The 17424-nt window shown below is 40.0% G+C and carries 14 protein-coding genes and 1 riboswitch; of the genes, 13 read left to right on the top strand and 1 reads right to left on the bottom strand.

The annotated features are described in order from the left end of the window. The first annotated feature begins 20 nt into the window (after positions 1 to 20). From polX to ACJ004_RS19140, 11 genes are all read left to right on the top strand, one after another. Positions 21 to 1739: a DNA polymerase/3'-5' exonuclease PolX gene (gene polX / locus ACJ004_RS19190; RefSeq protein WP_410894745.1), complete on the top strand. Its 1719-nt coding sequence runs from the start codon at positions 21 to 23 to the stop codon at positions 1737 to 1739. A gap of 12 nt (positions 1740 to 1751) precedes the next feature. Continuing rightward, positions 1752 to 4109, top strand: coding sequence for an endonuclease MutS2 (locus tag ACJ004_RS19185; RefSeq protein WP_410894744.1), 2358 nt, complete (start codon positions 1752 to 1754; stop codon positions 4107 to 4109). A gap of 19 nt (positions 4110 to 4128) precedes the next feature. Next, positions 4129 to 4536 carry a DUF350 domain-containing protein gene (locus tag ACJ004_RS19180; RefSeq protein ID WP_410894743.1) on the top strand — a complete coding sequence of 136 codons (408 nt, stop codon included), beginning with the start codon at positions 4129 to 4131 and terminating at the stop codon, positions 4534 to 4536. 234 nt (positions 4537 to 4770) lie between these two features. Continuing rightward, complete coding sequence (locus ACJ004_RS19175) at positions 4771 to 6477, top strand: AMP-binding protein (RefSeq protein WP_410894742.1); 1707 nt, start codon at positions 4771 to 4773, stop codon at positions 6475 to 6477. Positions 6478 to 6681: 204 nt separating this feature from the next. Next, positions 6682 to 7266 (top strand): fatty acid metabolism transcriptional regulator FadR, encoded by a 585-nt coding sequence (fadR, locus tag ACJ004_RS19170; RefSeq protein ID WP_410894741.1) that lies wholly within the window; start codon positions 6682 to 6684, stop codon positions 7264 to 7266. Between the two features lie 24 nt (positions 7267 to 7290). Further along, complete coding sequence (locus tag ACJ004_RS19165) at positions 7291 to 8064, top strand: enoyl-CoA hydratase (RefSeq protein WP_410894740.1); 774 nt, start codon at positions 7291 to 7293, stop codon at positions 8062 to 8064. 114 nt (positions 8065 to 8178) lie between these two features. Continuing rightward, a complete protein-coding gene (locus tag ACJ004_RS19160; protein WP_410894739.1) occupies positions 8179 to 8952 on the top strand; it encodes an electron transfer flavoprotein subunit beta/FixA family protein in 774 nt (257 codons plus the stop codon). 38 nt (positions 8953 to 8990) lie between these two features. Next, positions 8991 to 9968 carry an electron transfer flavoprotein subunit alpha/FixB family protein gene (locus tag ACJ004_RS19155; RefSeq protein WP_410894738.1) on the top strand — a complete coding sequence of 326 codons (978 nt, stop codon included), beginning with the start codon at positions 8991 to 8993 and terminating at the stop codon, positions 9966 to 9968. A gap of 153 nt (positions 9969 to 10121) precedes the next feature. Then, entirely contained in the window at positions 10122 to 10436 is a 315-nt protein-coding gene (gene trxA / locus ACJ004_RS19150; protein ID WP_218347862.1) for a thioredoxin, read from the top strand. Positions 10437 to 10571: 135 nt separating this feature from the next. Then, positions 10572 to 12344: an excinuclease ABC subunit UvrC gene (uvrC, locus tag ACJ004_RS19145; protein ID WP_410894737.1), complete on the top strand. Its 1773-nt coding sequence runs from the start codon at positions 10572 to 10574 to the stop codon at positions 12342 to 12344. Between the two features lie 70 nt (positions 12345 to 12414). After that, a riboswitch (Lysine riboswitch) is annotated at positions 12415 to 12592 on the top strand. Between the two features lie 109 nt (positions 12593 to 12701). Next, entirely contained in the window at positions 12702 to 13919 is a 1218-nt protein-coding gene (locus ACJ004_RS19140) for an aspartate kinase (RefSeq protein WP_410894736.1), read from the top strand. Positions 13920 to 14112: 193 nt separating this feature from the next. Here the strand turns inward: ACJ004_RS19140 and ACJ004_RS19135 are convergent, their stop codons facing one another. Then, a complete protein-coding gene (locus ACJ004_RS19135) occupies positions 14113 to 14556 on the bottom strand; it encodes a YslB family protein (protein WP_410894735.1) in 444 nt (147 codons plus the stop codon). A 443-nt stretch (positions 14557 to 14999) separates the two neighbouring features. Between ACJ004_RS19135 and ACJ004_RS19130 the strand changes: the two genes are divergently transcribed. Beyond that, complete coding sequence (locus ACJ004_RS19130) at positions 15000 to 15608, top strand: succinate dehydrogenase cytochrome b558 subunit (RefSeq protein ID WP_410894734.1); 609 nt, start codon at positions 15000 to 15002, stop codon at positions 15606 to 15608. A 58-nt stretch (positions 15609 to 15666) separates the two neighbouring features. Next, the gene (gene sdhA, locus ACJ004_RS19125; protein WP_410894733.1) at positions 15667 to 17424 is read left to right on the top strand and encodes a succinate dehydrogenase flavoprotein subunit; all 1758 of its coding nucleotides are present in this window, start codon (positions 15667 to 15669) and stop codon (positions 17422 to 17424) included.

Here is a 17424-nt window from a genome sequence, read left to right as displayed (position 1 = left end):
AGTAGGCAGGTGACTTATAAATGGAAGTAACTAAAAAAGATTTATTACGCGTATTAGAAACAATTGCGATTTATATGGAGTTAAAGGGAGAAAACCCTTTTAAAGTTTCCGCTTTCCGAAAAGCAGCCAATGCCTTGGAAACTGACGAACGCGACCTCAAAGAAATTGAAGACTTTACAGCGCTCTCTGGAATCGGTAAAGGCACGGCCGCTGTCATCGATGAATACATAAAAGAAGGATCTTCTTCTGTGTTAACGGAGTTAAAAGCGGAAGTTCCAACAGGACTGATTCCATTACTTCAGCTTCCAGGACTTGGTGGTAAGAAAATTGCAAAACTTTATAAAGAATTACAGGTTATTGATGTTTCCAGCTTAAAAGAAGCATGTGAAACGGGGAAAGTTCAAGCTCTCGCTGGTTTTGGTAAGAAAACAGAGGAAAAAATCCTCAGTGCCATAGCCAATGTCGGTACAAGGCCTGAACGCCTACCTTTGGCCTATATGCTACCAATTGCCGAGCAGATTGAAGCCACACTGGCGGGTTTACGGGATATTCAGCGATTTTCACGTGCGGGCAGTTTGCGCAGGATGAGAGAGACGATAAAGGATCTTGATTTTATTATCGCAACCAATCGGCCCGAGCAAGTACGCGAGAATTTATTACAATTACCAAACATTAAAGAAGTGATTGGTGCCGGGGAGACAAAGGTTTCACTAGTTTTTGCCTATGATTATGATATTTCCGTCGATTTCCGCCTGGTTAAACCAGAGGAATTCATTACTACTCTGCATCATTTTACCGGTTCAAAAGAACATAATGTCCGGATGAGACAATTCGCCAAAGAACGCGGTGAAAAGATTAGTGAGTATGGCGTGGAAATCATCGAGACAGGGGAAATTCTCACCTTCACTTCGGAAGAAGAATTTTTCAAACATTTCGATCTTCCCTTCATTCCTCCAGAAATAAGAGAGGACGGGAAGGAAGTAGAGACTTTCACCACTGCACAGGAATTAATAGAGTTAGTAGATATCAAAGGTGATCTTCATATGCATTCCACTTGGAGCGACGGTGCCCATTCGATTGAGCAAATGGCTGAAGCATGCCGGACAAGAGGTTATCAATATATGGCCATCACTGACCATTCACAGTATTTAAAAGTGGCTAATGGTTTGACGCGTGAAAGACTTTTAAGTCAAAGAGAAGAAATTAACAGACTCAATGAAAAGTATGATGATTTTCTTATTCTGGCAGGTGTTGAGATGGATATCCTTCCAGATGGCAGCTTGGACTATGACGATGAGTTCCTAGCTGAAATGGATTTCGTGATTGCCTCTATTCATTCTGCTTTTTCCCAACCACGGGAAAAAATCATGGAGCGTCTAAAGACGGCGTTAACGAATGCCCATGTGGATTTAATTGCTCATCCTACCGGTAGAAAAATTGGCCGTCGCGAAGGATATGATGTCGATATTGATCTACTGATCCAACTTGCCAAAGAAACCAATACGGCATTAGAACTAAACGCAAACCCAAACAGGCTTGACCTAGCAGCTGAATACTTACGAAGAGCACAGGAGGCAGGGGTGAAAATTCTCATCAATACAGATGCTCATAAAATGGATACATTAAAGCATATGGAAATCGGTGTTTCCGCAGCCAAAAAGGGCTGGATTAAAAAATCATCTGTTTTAAATGCCCTGGATAAAAATGACCTGCTAGAATTTTTACATAATCGAGGATAGGAGGTTATCTCCATGCAAGAAAAAGCTTTAAAAGTATTAGAATTCACGAAAGTTAAAGAGCAACTGTTAGAACATGCTGCTTCTTCCCTTGGGAGAAGAAAAATACAGGACTTAGTGCCATCCACAGATTTTGAAGAAGTAGTTAAACTGCAAGCAGAAACGGATGAAGCAGCCACAGTGTTTCGTGTGAAAGGGAATGTACCACTTTCTGGTGTCCATGATATCAGCGCCCACATTAAACGCTCTGTCATTGGTGGTGTGTTAAGCCCGCATGAACTTATCCAAATCGCTAGTACGATCCATGCAAGCCGGCAAATGAAACGGTTTATCGAGGAGTTTGCCGATGAAAGAACCGAAATTCCAATTTTGTCTGAACAAGCAGAGCGAATTATTCCGCTCACCAACCTTGAGCATTCGATTAAACACGCTATCGATGATAACGGTGAGGTATTAGACAGTGCAAGTGACCTGCTCCGAACCTTAAGGCATCAGCTTAGATCCAATGAATCGCGGGTCCGGGAAAAACTAGAAAGCATGATTCGTTCGTCGAATGCTAGCAAAATGCTTTCTGATGCCATTGTCACGATCCGTAATGATCGGTTTGTTATTCCTGTTAAACAGGAGTATCGCGGTCACTACGGCGGGATTATTCATGACCAAAGCGCATCAGGACAAACCCTGTTTATTGAACCGCAAGTGATTGTGCAATTAAACAATCAACTCCAGGATATTCGGGTGAAGGAACAACTGGAAATCGACAGGATTCTGACAGAGTTATCCGCCGCTGCGGCTGAGCACGATGGTGAACTAAAAGTAATCGTGGGGGTCCTGGCTAACTTAGACTTTATTTTTGCAAAAGCTAGATACGGGAAACGGATGAAAGCATCCATGCCGATTATGAATAATGAAGGAAGAATTGCTTTATATAAGGCAAGACATCCCCTTATTCCAATCGATGAAGTGGTGGCAAACGACATCATGCTTGGAAAAGATTATACAACGATTGTCATCACGGGACCAAATACTGGCGGAAAAACGGTCACCTTAAAAACACTAGGCTTGTGTACATTAATGGCCCAGGCGGGTTTGCAAGTTCCGGCGTATGACGGTTCAGAGCTGGCCGTCTTTGATGCTGTTTATGCGGATATCGGCGATGAACAATCCATTGAACAAAGCTTAAGTACATTTTCATCCCATATGGTTAATATTGTCGATATCTTAAATCGAGTCGATTTTAATAGCCTGGTATTATTTGATGAACTGGGGGCAGGCACCGATCCGCAGGAAGGCGCGGCCTTGGCTATTTCAATTCTGGATGAGGTTCACAAACGGGGTGCAAGAGTCATTGCAACGACTCATTATCCAGAGTTAAAAGCATATGGTTATAACCGCGAGGGTGTGTTAAATGCTAGTGTTGAGTTTGATGTCGAAACATTAAGCCCAACTTATAAATTGTTATTAGGAGTTCCAGGCCGGAGTAATGCTTTTGAAATCTCCAAACGTCTCGGCTTAAATGATTGGGTCATCCAGGCTGCCCGCTCACATGTAAGTGAAGATACAAACCAAATTGATAAGATGATTTCCTCATTGGAAGACAGTAAACGATTGGCAGAAAAAGAGCAAGAGGAAGCGCGAGATTATTTAAAATCTGCAGAGAAACTCCATCAAGACTTGCAAAAGCAACTGATGGAATTTTACGAGAAAAAGGACTCCATGCTTGAAAAAGCAGCTGAAAAAGCGGGAGAAATCGTCGAAGAGGCAAAGAGTGAGGCCGAAAAGGTGATCCGCGATCTTCGAAAAATGCGCACGGAAAAGCATGCGGATATTAAAGAGCATGAATTAATTGAAGCAAAACGGCGTCTTGAAGAAGCTGCGCCAGAAATACCGAAATCCGCTAAACTGGCGAATAAAAAAGTAAAGAAACAAACGTATATGCCTGGTGATGAGGTAAAGGTACTTACTTTTGATCAAAAGGGTACGCTCGTCGAAAGAGTTTCTTCGAATGAATGGCAGGTCCAAATCGGTATTCTTAAAATGAAAGTAAAAGAAAAAGATCTGGAATATATGAGTACCCCGAAACAAGTCGAAACCAAGCCGATGGCAATTGTAAAAGGTCGGGATTCATATGTTAAACTAGAGTTGGACCTTCGTGGGGAGAGGTATGAAGATGCTCTCCTTAAAGTGGAAAAATACATTGATGATGCGTTGCTTTCTAGTTATCCACGTGTATCGATTATCCATGGTAAAGGCACAGGCGCGTTAAGACAGGGAGTTCAGGAATACTTAAGAAACCATCGATCTGTCAAAAAAATTCGCTTTGGAGAAGCTGGGGAAGGCGGATCAGGTGTAACCATCGTTGAGTTTAAATAATGTCCGGGGAGTTTTGGCAATGGACCAGTTTTGGGAGAACGAATATATTCAAATTGCAGCGTACTATAGTGTCGTCATTTTATGTTTGGTTGTCTTTTTAGCTATTTTTGAAATGGTGACCAAATATAAAAATTGGGAAGAAATCAAAAAAGGAAATGTCGCTGTGGCGATGGCTACTGGAGGAAAAATATTTGGTGTGGCCAATATCTTTCGCTGTACGATCGAACAGAGCAATTCGCTGCTTTTCATGGTTGGTTGGGGAATTTATGGATTTTTATTATTAATAGTAGGTTATTTTATCTTTGAATTTTTAACCCCCAAATTTAAAATTGACGAAGAAATTCAAAATGATAACCGTGCCGTTGGATTGATTTCGATGGTGATCTCTATTGGCTTATCGATTGTCATTGGTGCAGGTATTACGTAAGGGGAGAATAAAAATGTGGAGACATTAGCTAAGATACTTCTCGGATTATGCGGCTTGTTTTTGCTAATTGGTTTAATCTATATGTTGTTTTTTGCGTAATTGAAAATCATCGCTGAGGGATAATTCAGCGGTGATTTTTTTACTGTATCATCAATTGTTTAATGGGAAGTACTGTACTATAATAAAAGAGAAGTTTGAATTTTTATAATTATCCATATAGAAAAGGGGGATATTATGTATGAATCTAAACCGTGGCTGGCACTGTATCCAAACGAAATACCTGCCACACTGGAGTACTCCAGTGAACCCGTTCAACAATATTTAGTGAATTCTGCTGTAAAATACCCTGAAAAAGTTGCTATTCATTTTATGGGAAAAGATATTACCTATAAAAAGCTTTATGAAGATGTAATGAATTTCTCAGGTTACCTGCAAGGAGACCTCGGCATTTCTAAAGGTGACCGGGTCGCCATTATGCTGCCTAACACTCCACAGGCCGTGATAAGTTATTTTGCGATATTAATGGCGGGCGGAATTGTCGTTCAAACGAACCCATTATATACGGAACGTGAACTTGAATACCAGATGAAAGATTCTGGTGCAAAGGCCATCATCACACTTGACATCCTCTACCCACGCGTATCTAAAGTGATGCCGCAAACAGAATTAAAATATGTAATTGTAACCGCTATCAAGAACTACTTGCCATTCCCTAAAAATTTAATTTATCCCTTCATGCAGAAAAAACAATATGGTATTGTCGTGAATGTAAGGCACGGAGGAAGCACCCATTTGCTTTCGGAAATATTAAAAATGAAGCCTAAAAAAGTGAGGAATGTTGATTTTGACCCCGATGAAGATGTAGCGCTCCTTCAATATACAGGAGGGACAACAGGCTTTCCGAAAGGTGTTATGCTCACACATAAGAATTTAATTGCTAATACAAAGATGTGCAAGGCATGGCTTTATAAATCAAAGCCTGGTGAAGAATCCGTTCTCGCAATTATCCCGTTTTTCCACGTCTATGGCATGACAACCGTGCTTATTTTATCGGTGATGCAGGCCAATAAAATGATTTTATTACCTAAATTTGATGTTGAGACAACATTAAAAACGATCCAACAACAGCGCCCGACACTGTTTCCAGGAGCACCAACCATTTATATTGGAATTTTAAATTATCCTGAATTGAAAAAATTTGATTTATCATCAATCCATTCTTGTATTAGCGGCTCCGCGGCACTACCTGTTGAAGTACAAGAGAAGTTTGAAGCGGTTTCCGGAGGGAAACTTGTAGAAGGTTATGGTTTAACGGAAGCCTCACCAGTCACTCACGCTAACTTTTTGTGGGATGTCCCTCGGGTGAAGGGAAGTATTGGTGTACCATGGCCAGATACTGAAGTGAAAGTAGTATCAACAGAGACAGGTGAAACAGTGCCAATCAAGGAAATTGGGGAAATAGTGATACAAGGGCCGCAAATCATGAAGGGGTATTGGAATCGTCCAGAGGATACCAAGGAAGTTTTACATGAGGGATGGTTATATACAGGTGACCTTGGCTATATGGATGAACAAGGGTATTTTTATGTAGTTGACCGCAAAAAGGATATGATTATTGCCGGTGGCTACAATATTTATCCAAGAGAGATAGAGGAAGTATTATACGAACATCCGGATGTTGTCGAAGCGGTTGCAGCTGGTATTCCTGATCCGTACCGTGGAGAAACTGTCAAGGCATATATTGTTTTAAAGGAAGGTTCAACGCTAACGGAAGAAGAAATGGACCAATTTTCAAGAAAATATCTTGCAGCATATAAAGCCCCGAGATACTATGAATTTAGACAAGAATTGCCGAAAACAGCAGTCGGGAAAATTTTAAGAAGAATGCTTGTCGAAGAAGAGAAACAAAAAATAGAAGAAGAAAGCCAAAAACATGCATAAATCATGGAGATTGCTTCCTCTTTTTTTTGACAGATTCAGCCTGTCCTAATGCCCCGAATATGAAAAAGGTGATTAGATATCTTGACAGATCAATAGATAATAACTATTATTAAAATATGAATGATTATTCATTCATATTTTTCTTTTTAATACTGATAACCGTATTAACTGAAACGGAACTTTTCTTTCAAAGGAGGGATATAGTTGAAAAAAAATAAACCAAAATACATGCAAATTATTGATGCTGCGGTGGTTGTAATCGCTGAAAATGGCTACCACCAGGCCCAGGTTTCAAAAATTGCTAAACAAGCTGGAGTGGCCGATGGCACCATTTATCTTTATTTTAAAAACAAGGAAGACATCCTTATCTCTCTCTTTGAAGAAAAAATGGGAAGTTTCATTGAAAAAATAGATACAATGATTGCAGGAAAAGGATCAGCGGCAGAGAAGTTATTAATGATGATTAAAGCTCACTTTAGTATGCTTTCTGAAGACCATCACATGGCAATCGTGACACAACTCGAGTTACGGCAATCGAATAAGGAATTGCGGCTTCGAATTAATGATGTCCTAAAAGGTTACCTACAGGTAATTGACAAGATTGTAATTGAAGGTAAAGAAACAGGAGAGTTTTCAATCGACCTCGATATCCGTCTTGCCCGGCAAATGATATTCGGTACAATTGATGAAACCGTGACATCGTGGGTGATGAACGAGGAAAAGTATGATCTAGAAGCACTGGCATCTCCAGTCCATCGCCTCTTGATTAATGGATGCGGAAGCCGGTAGTTAATTTTTATAGGGGGAATTCCAATGGATTACTTAAAATGGTCTTATCAAGACAGTATTGCCACGATTACAATCGATCGTCCTCCGGCAAACGCCCTTTCCTCAGGACTTTTAAGGGAATTGTCGGCAGTGCTTGATGAAATTGAGCCCAATCGTGAGATCCGGGTGATTGTCATTCATGGGGAAGGGCGCTTTTTCTCTGCAGGTGCTGATATTAAAGAATTTACTACAGTGACTTCTTCTGAAGGGTTTTCTGATCTTGGTAAGTTTGGACAAGATTTATTTGATCGGATGGAAAAATTTCCGAAACCGATTATCGCAGCGATCCATGGGGCAGCCCTTGGCGGAGGGCTTGAACTAGCAATGGCCTGTCATATCCGCTATGTTAGTGAGAATGCAAAACTAGGTCTTCCTGAACTGCAACTTGGCTTAATACCAGGATTCGCTGGTACTCAGCGTTTGCCTAAATATGTGGGGGTGGCAAGAGCGGCGGAAATGCTGTTCACTTCAGAGCCCATCACAGGTATCGAGGCTGTCCAATATGGCCTAGCAAATCGAGCCTTTCCTGACACAGAAGTAGTCGAGCAGGCACATAAACTAGCAGGGAAAATTGTGAAGAAAAGCCCAGGGTCAATTAAGGCAACGATTGAATTATTAAATTATGCAAAAACAGAAGAGTTCTATGAAGGTTCCAAAAGGGAATCTGAATTATTTGGTGAGGTTTTTGTTTCTAACGACGCCAAAGAGGGCATCCAAGCCTTTATTGAAAAAAGGGAACCACATTTTAAAGGTGAATAAACTTCCCTTTATAGGTATAATTGCAAGGGCTTCAAAAAATTTTTTTCTAAAAAGTTATCTTAATCTTTAGAACTGAACAAATGTTTTAAATTTACTAGGAGGGGAATCTAAACGATGAATATTTTTGTATTAATGAAAAGAACCTTTGATACGGAAGAAAAAATTTCGATTTCTGGCGGAAAAATCAATGAGGATGGTGCTGAATTTATCATCAATCCTTATGACGAATATGCAATTGAAGAAGCTATCCAAGTCCGCGATGCTAAGGGTGGAGAAGTAACAGTTATTTCTGTCGGAACTGAAGAAACAGAAAAGCAATTACGTACCGCGCTTGCTATGGGTGCAGACAAAGCAGTCCTTATCAACACGGAGGATGATGTTGAAGGCGGAGATCAATTTACAACAGCAAAAATCCTTGCTGAATATTTAAAAGAAAAAGATGTAGATTTAATCATTGGTGGAAATGTTGCGATTGACGGTGGAACAGGTCAAGTAGGACCACGAGTAGCGGAATTACTAAACATTCCTTATGTAACAACGATTACTAAGTTAGAAATTGACGGAACAAATGTAACCGTTACCCGTGACGTCGAAGGCGATTCTGAAGTCATTGAAACTAGCCTTCCTCTATTAGTAACTGCACAACAAGGTCTAAACGAGCCGCGCTATCCATCTTTACCTGGAATCATGAAAGCAAAGAAGAAGCCGCTTGAAGAATTAGAATTAGACGACCTTGATCTCGAAGAAGACGATGTAGAAGCCAAAACTAAAACGATCGAAATTTATTTGCCTCCTAAAAAAGAAGCAGGCCGCGTTTTAGCTGGCGATTTGAATGACCAAGTGAAAGAACTTGTTCATCTTCTTCATACCGAAGCAAAAGTAATCTAACGTTTTTATATAAAAATTGCTCTCAGGAGGTATTTGGAATGTCAAGAAAAGTAGTAGTATTAGGAGAAGTTCGCGACGGTTCATTACGAAATGTATCTTTCGAAGCTATTGCAGCAGCAAAAACGGTTGCTGAGGGCGGAGAAGTAGTTGGTGTTTTAGTGGGTGCTTCTGTAAGCGCTCTATCGACTGAGTTAATTCACTACGGTGCTGACAGAGTAGTGTCAGTTGAAGATGAAAAATTAAAACTTTATACATCGGATGGGTACGCTCAGGCGCTTTTAGCGGTACTTGATCAAGAAAAACCAGAAGGATTGGTTTTAGGTCATACTTCACTTGGTAAAGACCTATCGCCAAGAATTGCTGGAAAATTAGCATCAGGTTTAATTTCCGATGCCACAGCTGTTGAGGTAGCTGGCGGAAATGTCGTTTTCACTAGACCAATCTATTCAGGTAAAGCATTTGAAAAGAAAATAGTTACCGATGGCTTAATTTTTGCAACGGTACGACCAAATAATATTGCTCCACTGGAAAAAGATGAAAGCAGAAGCGGTGATGTATCAACTCTTTCAGTAGACATCAAAGAACTTCGCGCCATTATTAAAGAGGTCGTTAGAAAAGCAAGTGAAGGCGTTGATTTAAGTGAAGCAAAGGTGGTTATATCAGGAGGCCGCGGTGTAAAAAGTGCGGATGGCTTCCAACCACTTAAAGAACTTGCAGCCGTCCTTGGTGGAGCAGTAGGTGCTTCCCGTGGTGCGTGTGATGCTGACTATTGCGATTACTCGCTCCAAATCGGCCAGACTGGAAAGGTTGTTACACCAGACCTTTATATTGCCTGTGGAATTTCTGGAGCCATTCAACATTTAGCGGGAATGTCCAACTCAAAGGTAATCGTTGCTATTAACAAAGACCCAGAAGCGAACATCTTCAAGGTAGCCGATTATGGAATCGTGGGCGACTTGTTTGAAGTTGTACCATTACTAACTGAAGAGTTTAAAAAGCTGAAAGTACACTCATAATAAGAAGGGCGAGCGGATGGCCTCCGCTCGTTTTTTTTTAGGATTATACCGAGGATGAATTAGAATTATCGATGAAGCAATTTATTAGCTTGATTTTCCAAACGATGTTATACTTTCGGTAGTAAATCAGTAATTATTAGGAGGGCAATATAAATGGCAATTTCACATTTAACAGATCAAAACTTTTCGACTGAAACAGGTTCAGGCCTTGTTCTTGTAGATTTTTGGGCACCATGGTGCGGACCTTGTAAAATGATTGCTCCAGTTCTTGAAGAACTTGATCTAGAAATGGGCGAAAAAGTAAAAATCACAAAACTTGATGTGGATGATAACCCGCAAACTGCAGCAAACTTCGGTGTTATGAGCATCCCAACGTTATTAGTTATGAAAGACGGCGAAGTCGTAGATAAAGTTGTCGGTTTCCAACCAAAAGATGCATTAGCAAGTGTTTTAGAAAAACACGTGTAAGTATAAAAAACAAACCTTAGCTAGGAATATTCCAGCTGAGGTTTTTCTTTTTTACAAAGACTTCTTTCAATTAGACTAAGTTTCCTTTAAAATTTTATAAGATAAACAAAAATAGACGGGAGGGGAGTGGCCGGAATGAATGAAACAATCAAGCAAAAACTGACGCTGCTGCCAGATCAGCCTGGCTGCTACTTAATGAAAGACCGTCAGGGAACGATTATTTATGTAGGAAAGGCCAAAGTACTAAAGAATCGTGTCCGTTCCTATTTCACGGGGTCTCATGATGGGAAGACGTTAAGACTAGTCAATGAAATTGAGGACTTTGAATATATTGTTACCTCCTCAAATATAGAAGCACTTCTACTGGAACTGAATTTAATTAAAAAATACGATCCCAAATACAATATCATGCTCAAGGATGATAAAACGTATCCGTTTATAAAGCTGACAGCAGAAAGGCATCCGAAACTTATCATCACTAGAAAAGTAAAAAAAGATAAAGGCAAATACTTTGGTCCCTACCCGAATGTGACTGCCGCTAATGAAACCAAAAAGCTTCTTGACCGAATTTATCCGCTCCGCAAATGCTCAACCCTGCCGGATCGAGTCTGTCTATACTACCATTTAGGGCAGTGCCTGGCACCATGTGTGAATGAAATACATGAAGAACAGTACAAACAAATGACGGATGAAATTACTCGTTTTTTAAATGGCGGTTATAAGGAAATTAAGAAAGAACTTAAGGAAAAAATGTCTGCGGCGTCCGAAGAATTAGACTTTGAAAGAGCAAAAGAATATCGTGATAAAATCATTCATATTGAAACTATTATGGAAAAACAAAAAATTACGATGACCGATTTTACCGATCGTGATGTATTTGGCTATGCAGTCGATAAAGGCTGGATGTGTGTCCAAGTCTTTTTTGTCCGCCAAGGAAAATTAATTGAGCGGGACGTTTCCATGTTCCCTGTTTATAATGAGCCAGAGGAGGAAATCTTAACGTTCCTCGGTCAATTTTATTCGAAAGCTAATCACTTTAAGCCAAAGGAAATTCTTATCCAGGATGAAGTCGATTTGAGTTTAGCCGAACAACTCTTAGAAGTAAAAGTGCTCCAGCCGCAACGCGGGCAAAAAAAGGATCTTGTTCAATTGGCTATCAAAAATGCCAAAATTGCCTTGAGTGAAAAGTTTTCATTGATTGAAAAAGATGAAGATCGAACCATAAAGGCGGTCGAGAACCTGGGCGAATTACTGGGAATCTACACACCGCACCGGATCGAAGCCTTTGATAATTCCAACATCCAAGGGACGGACCCTGTATCAGCAATGGTTGTTTTCATTGATGGCAAGGCAAATCATCGTGAATACCGAAAATACAAGATCAAAACCGTTCAGGGACCGGATGATTATGAATCGATGCGGGAAGTAACGAGAAGAAGGTATTCACGTGCCTTAAAAGAGGAACTCCCTCTTCCTGATTTAATTATCATCGATGGTGGTAAAGGGCATGTCGAAGCCGTACGTGACGTTTTGGAAAATGAATTAGGCCTTGATATTCCGCTGTCAGGACTTGTAAAAGATGAAAAACACCGGACTTCACAATTGCTGTACGGCAATCCTTTAGGGATTGTTCCATTAGGGAGAAACAGCCAGGAGTTTTATTTACTGCAAAGGATTCAAGATGAAGTCCATCGCTTTGCGATTACCTTCCATCGCCAGCTTCGAGGTAAAAGTACTTTTCAATCCTTACTTGATGATATTCCGGGAATCGGTGAGAAACGGAAAAAGTTATTGTTAAAACAGTTCGGATCTGTGAAGAAAATGAAAGAAGCAAGTAAAGAGGAAATCATAAATATTGGAATTCCTACGAATGTAGCAGAAGAATTAATCAAAAAACTTCAATCCTAGTGATTGTCAGTAAAAAAAGAACATGCTATAATTAGTGAAAATTTAATTTACTATCACTTTTACGTATTAAAGTGAAGGTAGAGGTGCGAGCTTCAAGAGTAGTGGTTCTGAGAAGGATGAGCTTCTGAGAAGAATCATGAAAGGGGATGTTCGCCGAAGTAAAGAGGGTCTCATTTCTTTCTTTGCTGGTCCCGTATTGAATAAATGCTGGATTGTCAAGACTAATGTCTTGGAGAGCTATCTTACATTGTAGGTGCGAGAATTTTTTTTCGTGTTTTAAGCAATGAGATGCCCTCTCATTGCTTTTTTTATTTGGGGAAAACTAACGTATTCACTTGAAAGAAGGAGAAATCGAACATGGGGATTATTGTACAAAAATTCGGAGGCACGTCCGTTGCTAGTGTAGAAAGAATTTTAAATGTAGCATCATGTGTAAAAGAGGAGATCGATCGAGGCAACAATGTTGTTGTGGTTGTTTCTGCGATGGGTAAATCAACGGATACACTTGTCGGTTTAGCAAAGGAAATTTCTCCGCAGCCTAATAAACGGGAAATGGACATGCTGTTATCAACTGGAGAGCAAGTGACCATTGCGTTATTGTCGATGGCTCTCAACCAGGAAGGACTTGATGCCGTATCCTTTACAGGCTGGCAGGCTGGAATTATGACAGAACCAGTCCACGGAAATGCCCGGATTTCTAATATTAAAACAGCAGCGATTGAAACTCAGCTCGAAGCTGGCAAAGTAGTTATTGTTGCTGGATTCCAGGGAATCACGGTAGATGGTGAAATTACCACACTGGGCCGTGGCGGGTCTGATACAACAGCGGTGGCATTGGCTGCTGCCCTGAAGGCGGATAAATGTGACATTTATACCGATGTAACTGGAGTTTTCACAACAGACCCGAGGTATGTTAAGAGTGCTCGCAAACTATTATCGGTATCATACGATGAAATGCTTGAGTTAGCTAATTTAGGTGCGGGTGTACTTCATCCTCGGGCAGTAGAATTTGCCAAAAACTATCAAGTACGGCTCGAGGTTCGTTCGAGTATGGAGAAAATAGAAGGAACTATCATTGAGGGGGAAGCAGCAATGGAACAAAACTTAGTAGTCCGTGGTGTCGCATTTGAAGACGAAATTACAAAAGTAACAGTATTAGGCTTAGCCAATTCATTAACAAGCCTGTCTACCATCTTTACAACACTTGCTGAAAATCATTTGAATGTGGATATTATTATCCAAAGCACAACAGAGGGTGGCTCTGCAAATTTGTCATTCTCTATTCATACAGATGATCTATTAGAAACTTTAAATGTCCTTGAAGATAATAAATCAGTGCTTAATTATGAGCAGATTGACGCTGAAAACAAATTAGCGAAAGTGTCGATTGTCGGTTCAGGAATGATTTCCAATCCTGGTGTAGCAGCAAGGATGTTTGAGGTACTTGCTGCAAACAACATCCAAATTAAAATGGTCAGCACCTCAGAAATTAAGGTTTCTGCCGTGGTAGAAGAAAAAAATATGTTAAAAGCAGTAGAAGCTTTGCACGAAGCATTCGAACTAGCGAATAAATAGAATAGCGGAAGCGCCTTGTTCAGGGAAAAAAGTAGTTCATTTTTTCCTAGGGGCGACAGGCATAAGACGAGCCGACGTGAAGGTTGCTTTTTAACCTTCATGACGGATTGGCTTATGACCCGAGCCCCTAGGCGCTGGAGCTAGCCAAGAAAAATGGTGTCAGTCACTCACAAGTGCCTGACACCATTTTCGATTAGTTTTTTTCCCATTTCACTGTGAAAAGGACTTTGTTTGATTTTTTTACTGGATGCTCGAAGGTTTCAGCATTGGCTTCTTTTTGAAGTTCAATTTGTTGAGCTAGGAATCCTGCTTCGAGTTGGAAAAAGTGCTCAGCTTTGGACTTGACACGTGAAACAATAAGCGGACTCATCAATTCAAATTGGAACTCTGTTTTATTTTCCTTTATAAGTTCCAGCTGACCCCATGAGGCCTTGGCGAAGAAATCAATAATTTGATCTATATCCAATAATGGATATTTTCGTGCGAGTCGTTTTCCGGCCCAATATAAAATTTCAGGTGTATCTTTTCCTAAAATTTCAGGCAAAAGAATTTCTCTGATTAATTCATAACCGAACATGGATATGGACCTTGGTTCATCAGTAGTTATTGTTTCATTAACAATTGTACTATTATTCACAAGCTTCCCCTCTTTCTATCATTCTATTATATACACTTTTTATAAAGTTTCATTACAGTTTTTCTAGTTATAACGAATCAAATTAGCTTAGTTTTTTTGTTATTTTGCAATACCTAACCATGTTTTTCATAATAATTATCATTCCCTTTATGGGAAAATTAACAACCGTTATATCTTGGCAATTATTAATATAAATCGAATAATTTTCAAAATATATCCATTTTAGAAAGCGGAAATAACCAATCTATTATAATTTCAATATATTTAAAAAATTTTATTTTTATGTAGAAATTGTGTATCCGTTTTCTTGACGCTCTTAGATGATGGGAGTAAAATGGACATGTCACATTATTGTCACAGTGATGCTAGGTTTCAAACAAAGGGGTTTTAAATTGATAGAAACTAAACATCATTTTTTTTAAACATTATAGGGGGGTACATTTATGGCGGGTAATCGAGAGTTTGTTTATCGGAGATTGCATTCGTTGCTAGGGGTTATTCCTATTGGAATCTTCGTGATGCAGCATCTGGTTGTTAACCACTATGCAACAGAAGGGGTAGAATCCTTCAACAAAGCTGCGAACTTTATGGGGAATCTTCCCTTTCGCTATGTTTTAGAAACTGTAATTATTTATTTACCGATTTTATTTCATGCGATCTACGGGCTGTATATTGCTTTTACAGCTAAAAACAATGCAAGTCAATATGGTTTTTTCAGAAACTGGATGTTTTTGCTCCAACGTGTGTCTGGTGTAATTACACTAATTTTTATCACTTGGCATGTATGGGAAACCCGCGTAGCGGCAGCATTTGGAAATGAAGTTAACTTCCAAATGATGCAAGATATTCTTTCTTCCCCATTCATGTTTGGTTTTTATGTTGTTGGTATCATTTCAGCGATTTTCCACTTTGCAAATGGATTGTGGTCATTCTTGGTAAGCTGGGGCATCACTGTATCGCCTCGTTCTCAAGTTATTTCTACATACGTGACAATAATTATTTTCTTGGCTCTATCCTATGTTGGTGTAACGACATTACTAGCTTTTGTATAACAAATGAAATAATTGACCGTAAAAATATTGGATTTTGGATTAAGGGAGTGAGTCACCAATGAGTAAAGGTAAGGTAATTATAGTTGGCGGTGGTTTAGCTGGCTTAATGGCAACGATTAAGGTTGCAGAAACAGGAACACCAGTAGAATTGTTTTCTCTTGTTCCTGTTAAACGTTCTCACTCTGTTTGTGCCCAGGGTGGTATTAATGGAGCAGTAAATACAAAAGGTGAAGGCGATTCAACATATATTCACTTTGATGACACCGTTTATGGCGGAGACTTCTTAGCTAACCAGCCTCCAGTAAAAGCGATGTGTGACGCAGCGCCTGGTATTATTCACTTAATGGACCGTATGGGAGTTATGTTTAACCGTACTCCAGAAGGACTATTGGACTTCCGCCGTTTCGGAGGTACACAGTTCCACCGGACAGCCTTTGCAGGGGCAACCACTGGTCAACAGCTGCTTTATGCTTTGGATGAACAGGTTCGTCGCGAAGAAGTAGCAGGTCTTGTTACGAAATATGAGGGCTGGGAATTCCTAGGTGCTGTCGTTGATGACGATGGTGTGTGCCGTGGAATCGTTGCTCAAAATTTAAAAACCATGGAAATTAAATCCTTCACAGGTGATGCCGTAATCATGGCTACCGGCGGCCCTGGGATTATCTTTGGAAAATCAACTAACTCAGTTATTAATACTGGTTCAGCGGCATCGATTGTGTATCAACAAGGTGCTTATTATGCTAACGGAGAAATGATTCAAATCCATCCAACGGCCATTCCTGGGGATGACAAACTTCGCTTAATGAGTGAATCTGCTCGTGGTGAAGGTGGACGTATTTGGACGTATAAAGATGGTAAGCCTTGGTATTTCTTAGAGGAAAAATATCCAGCTTACGGAAACCTTGTACCTCGTGATATCGCAACTCGAGAAATTTTTGACGTTTGTGTTAATCAAAAACTCGGTATCAATGGAGAGAACATGGTATACCTCGATCTTTCCCATAAGGATCCACATGAATTGGATATTAAACTTGGTGGAATTATCGAGATTTACGAGAAATTCATGGGGGATGACCCTCGTAAAGTTCCAATGAAAATATTCCCTGCTGTTCACTATTCAATGGGTGGACTTTGGGTTGATTATGACCAAATGACAAGCATTCCAGGTCTGTTTGCAGCCGGTGAATGTGATTATTCTCAACATGGTGCCAACCGTTTAGGTGCCAATTCCTTGCTTTCAGCTATCTATGGTGGAATGGTTGTTGGTCCAAATGCAGTGAAATATATCAAAGGTCTAGAAAAGAGTTCGGATGCTGTATCTTCCACTGTATTTGATCGTCATGTCAAAGAACAAGAAGATAAGTGGAATGCTATTATGTCTCTAAATGGAAATGAAAATGCTTATATTCTTCATAAAGAGCTTGGAGAATGGATGACGGATAATGTAACCGTTGTTCGCCATAATGACAGGCTATTAAAGACAGATGAAAAAATTCAAGAACTATTAGAACGTTATCAAAATATTAACATTAATGATACTTCTAAATGGAGTAACCAAGGGGCAGCCTTTACTCGTCAACTACAAAACATGCTGCAATTGGCTCGTGTTATCACGATTGGTGCATATAACCGTAATGAGAGTCGTGGTGCCCATTATAAACCTGATTTCCCTACACGTAATGATGAGGAATTCTTAAAAACAACAATGGCGAAATTCGTTGATAGTACATCAGCACCGGCTTTCCATTACGAAGATGTTGACGTTTCATTAATTAAGCCACGTGAACGTAACTATGCTAAAAATAAAGGGGAGTAG

The organism is Neobacillus sp. 204, assembly GCF_046562815.1.
In the GTDB taxonomy this organism is placed as follows: Bacteria; Bacillota; Bacilli; order Bacillales; family Cytobacillaceae; genus Neobacillus.
The sequence above is the reverse complement of the archived record's forward strand: the minus strand, read 5'-3'. Positions and strand labels throughout refer to the sequence as shown.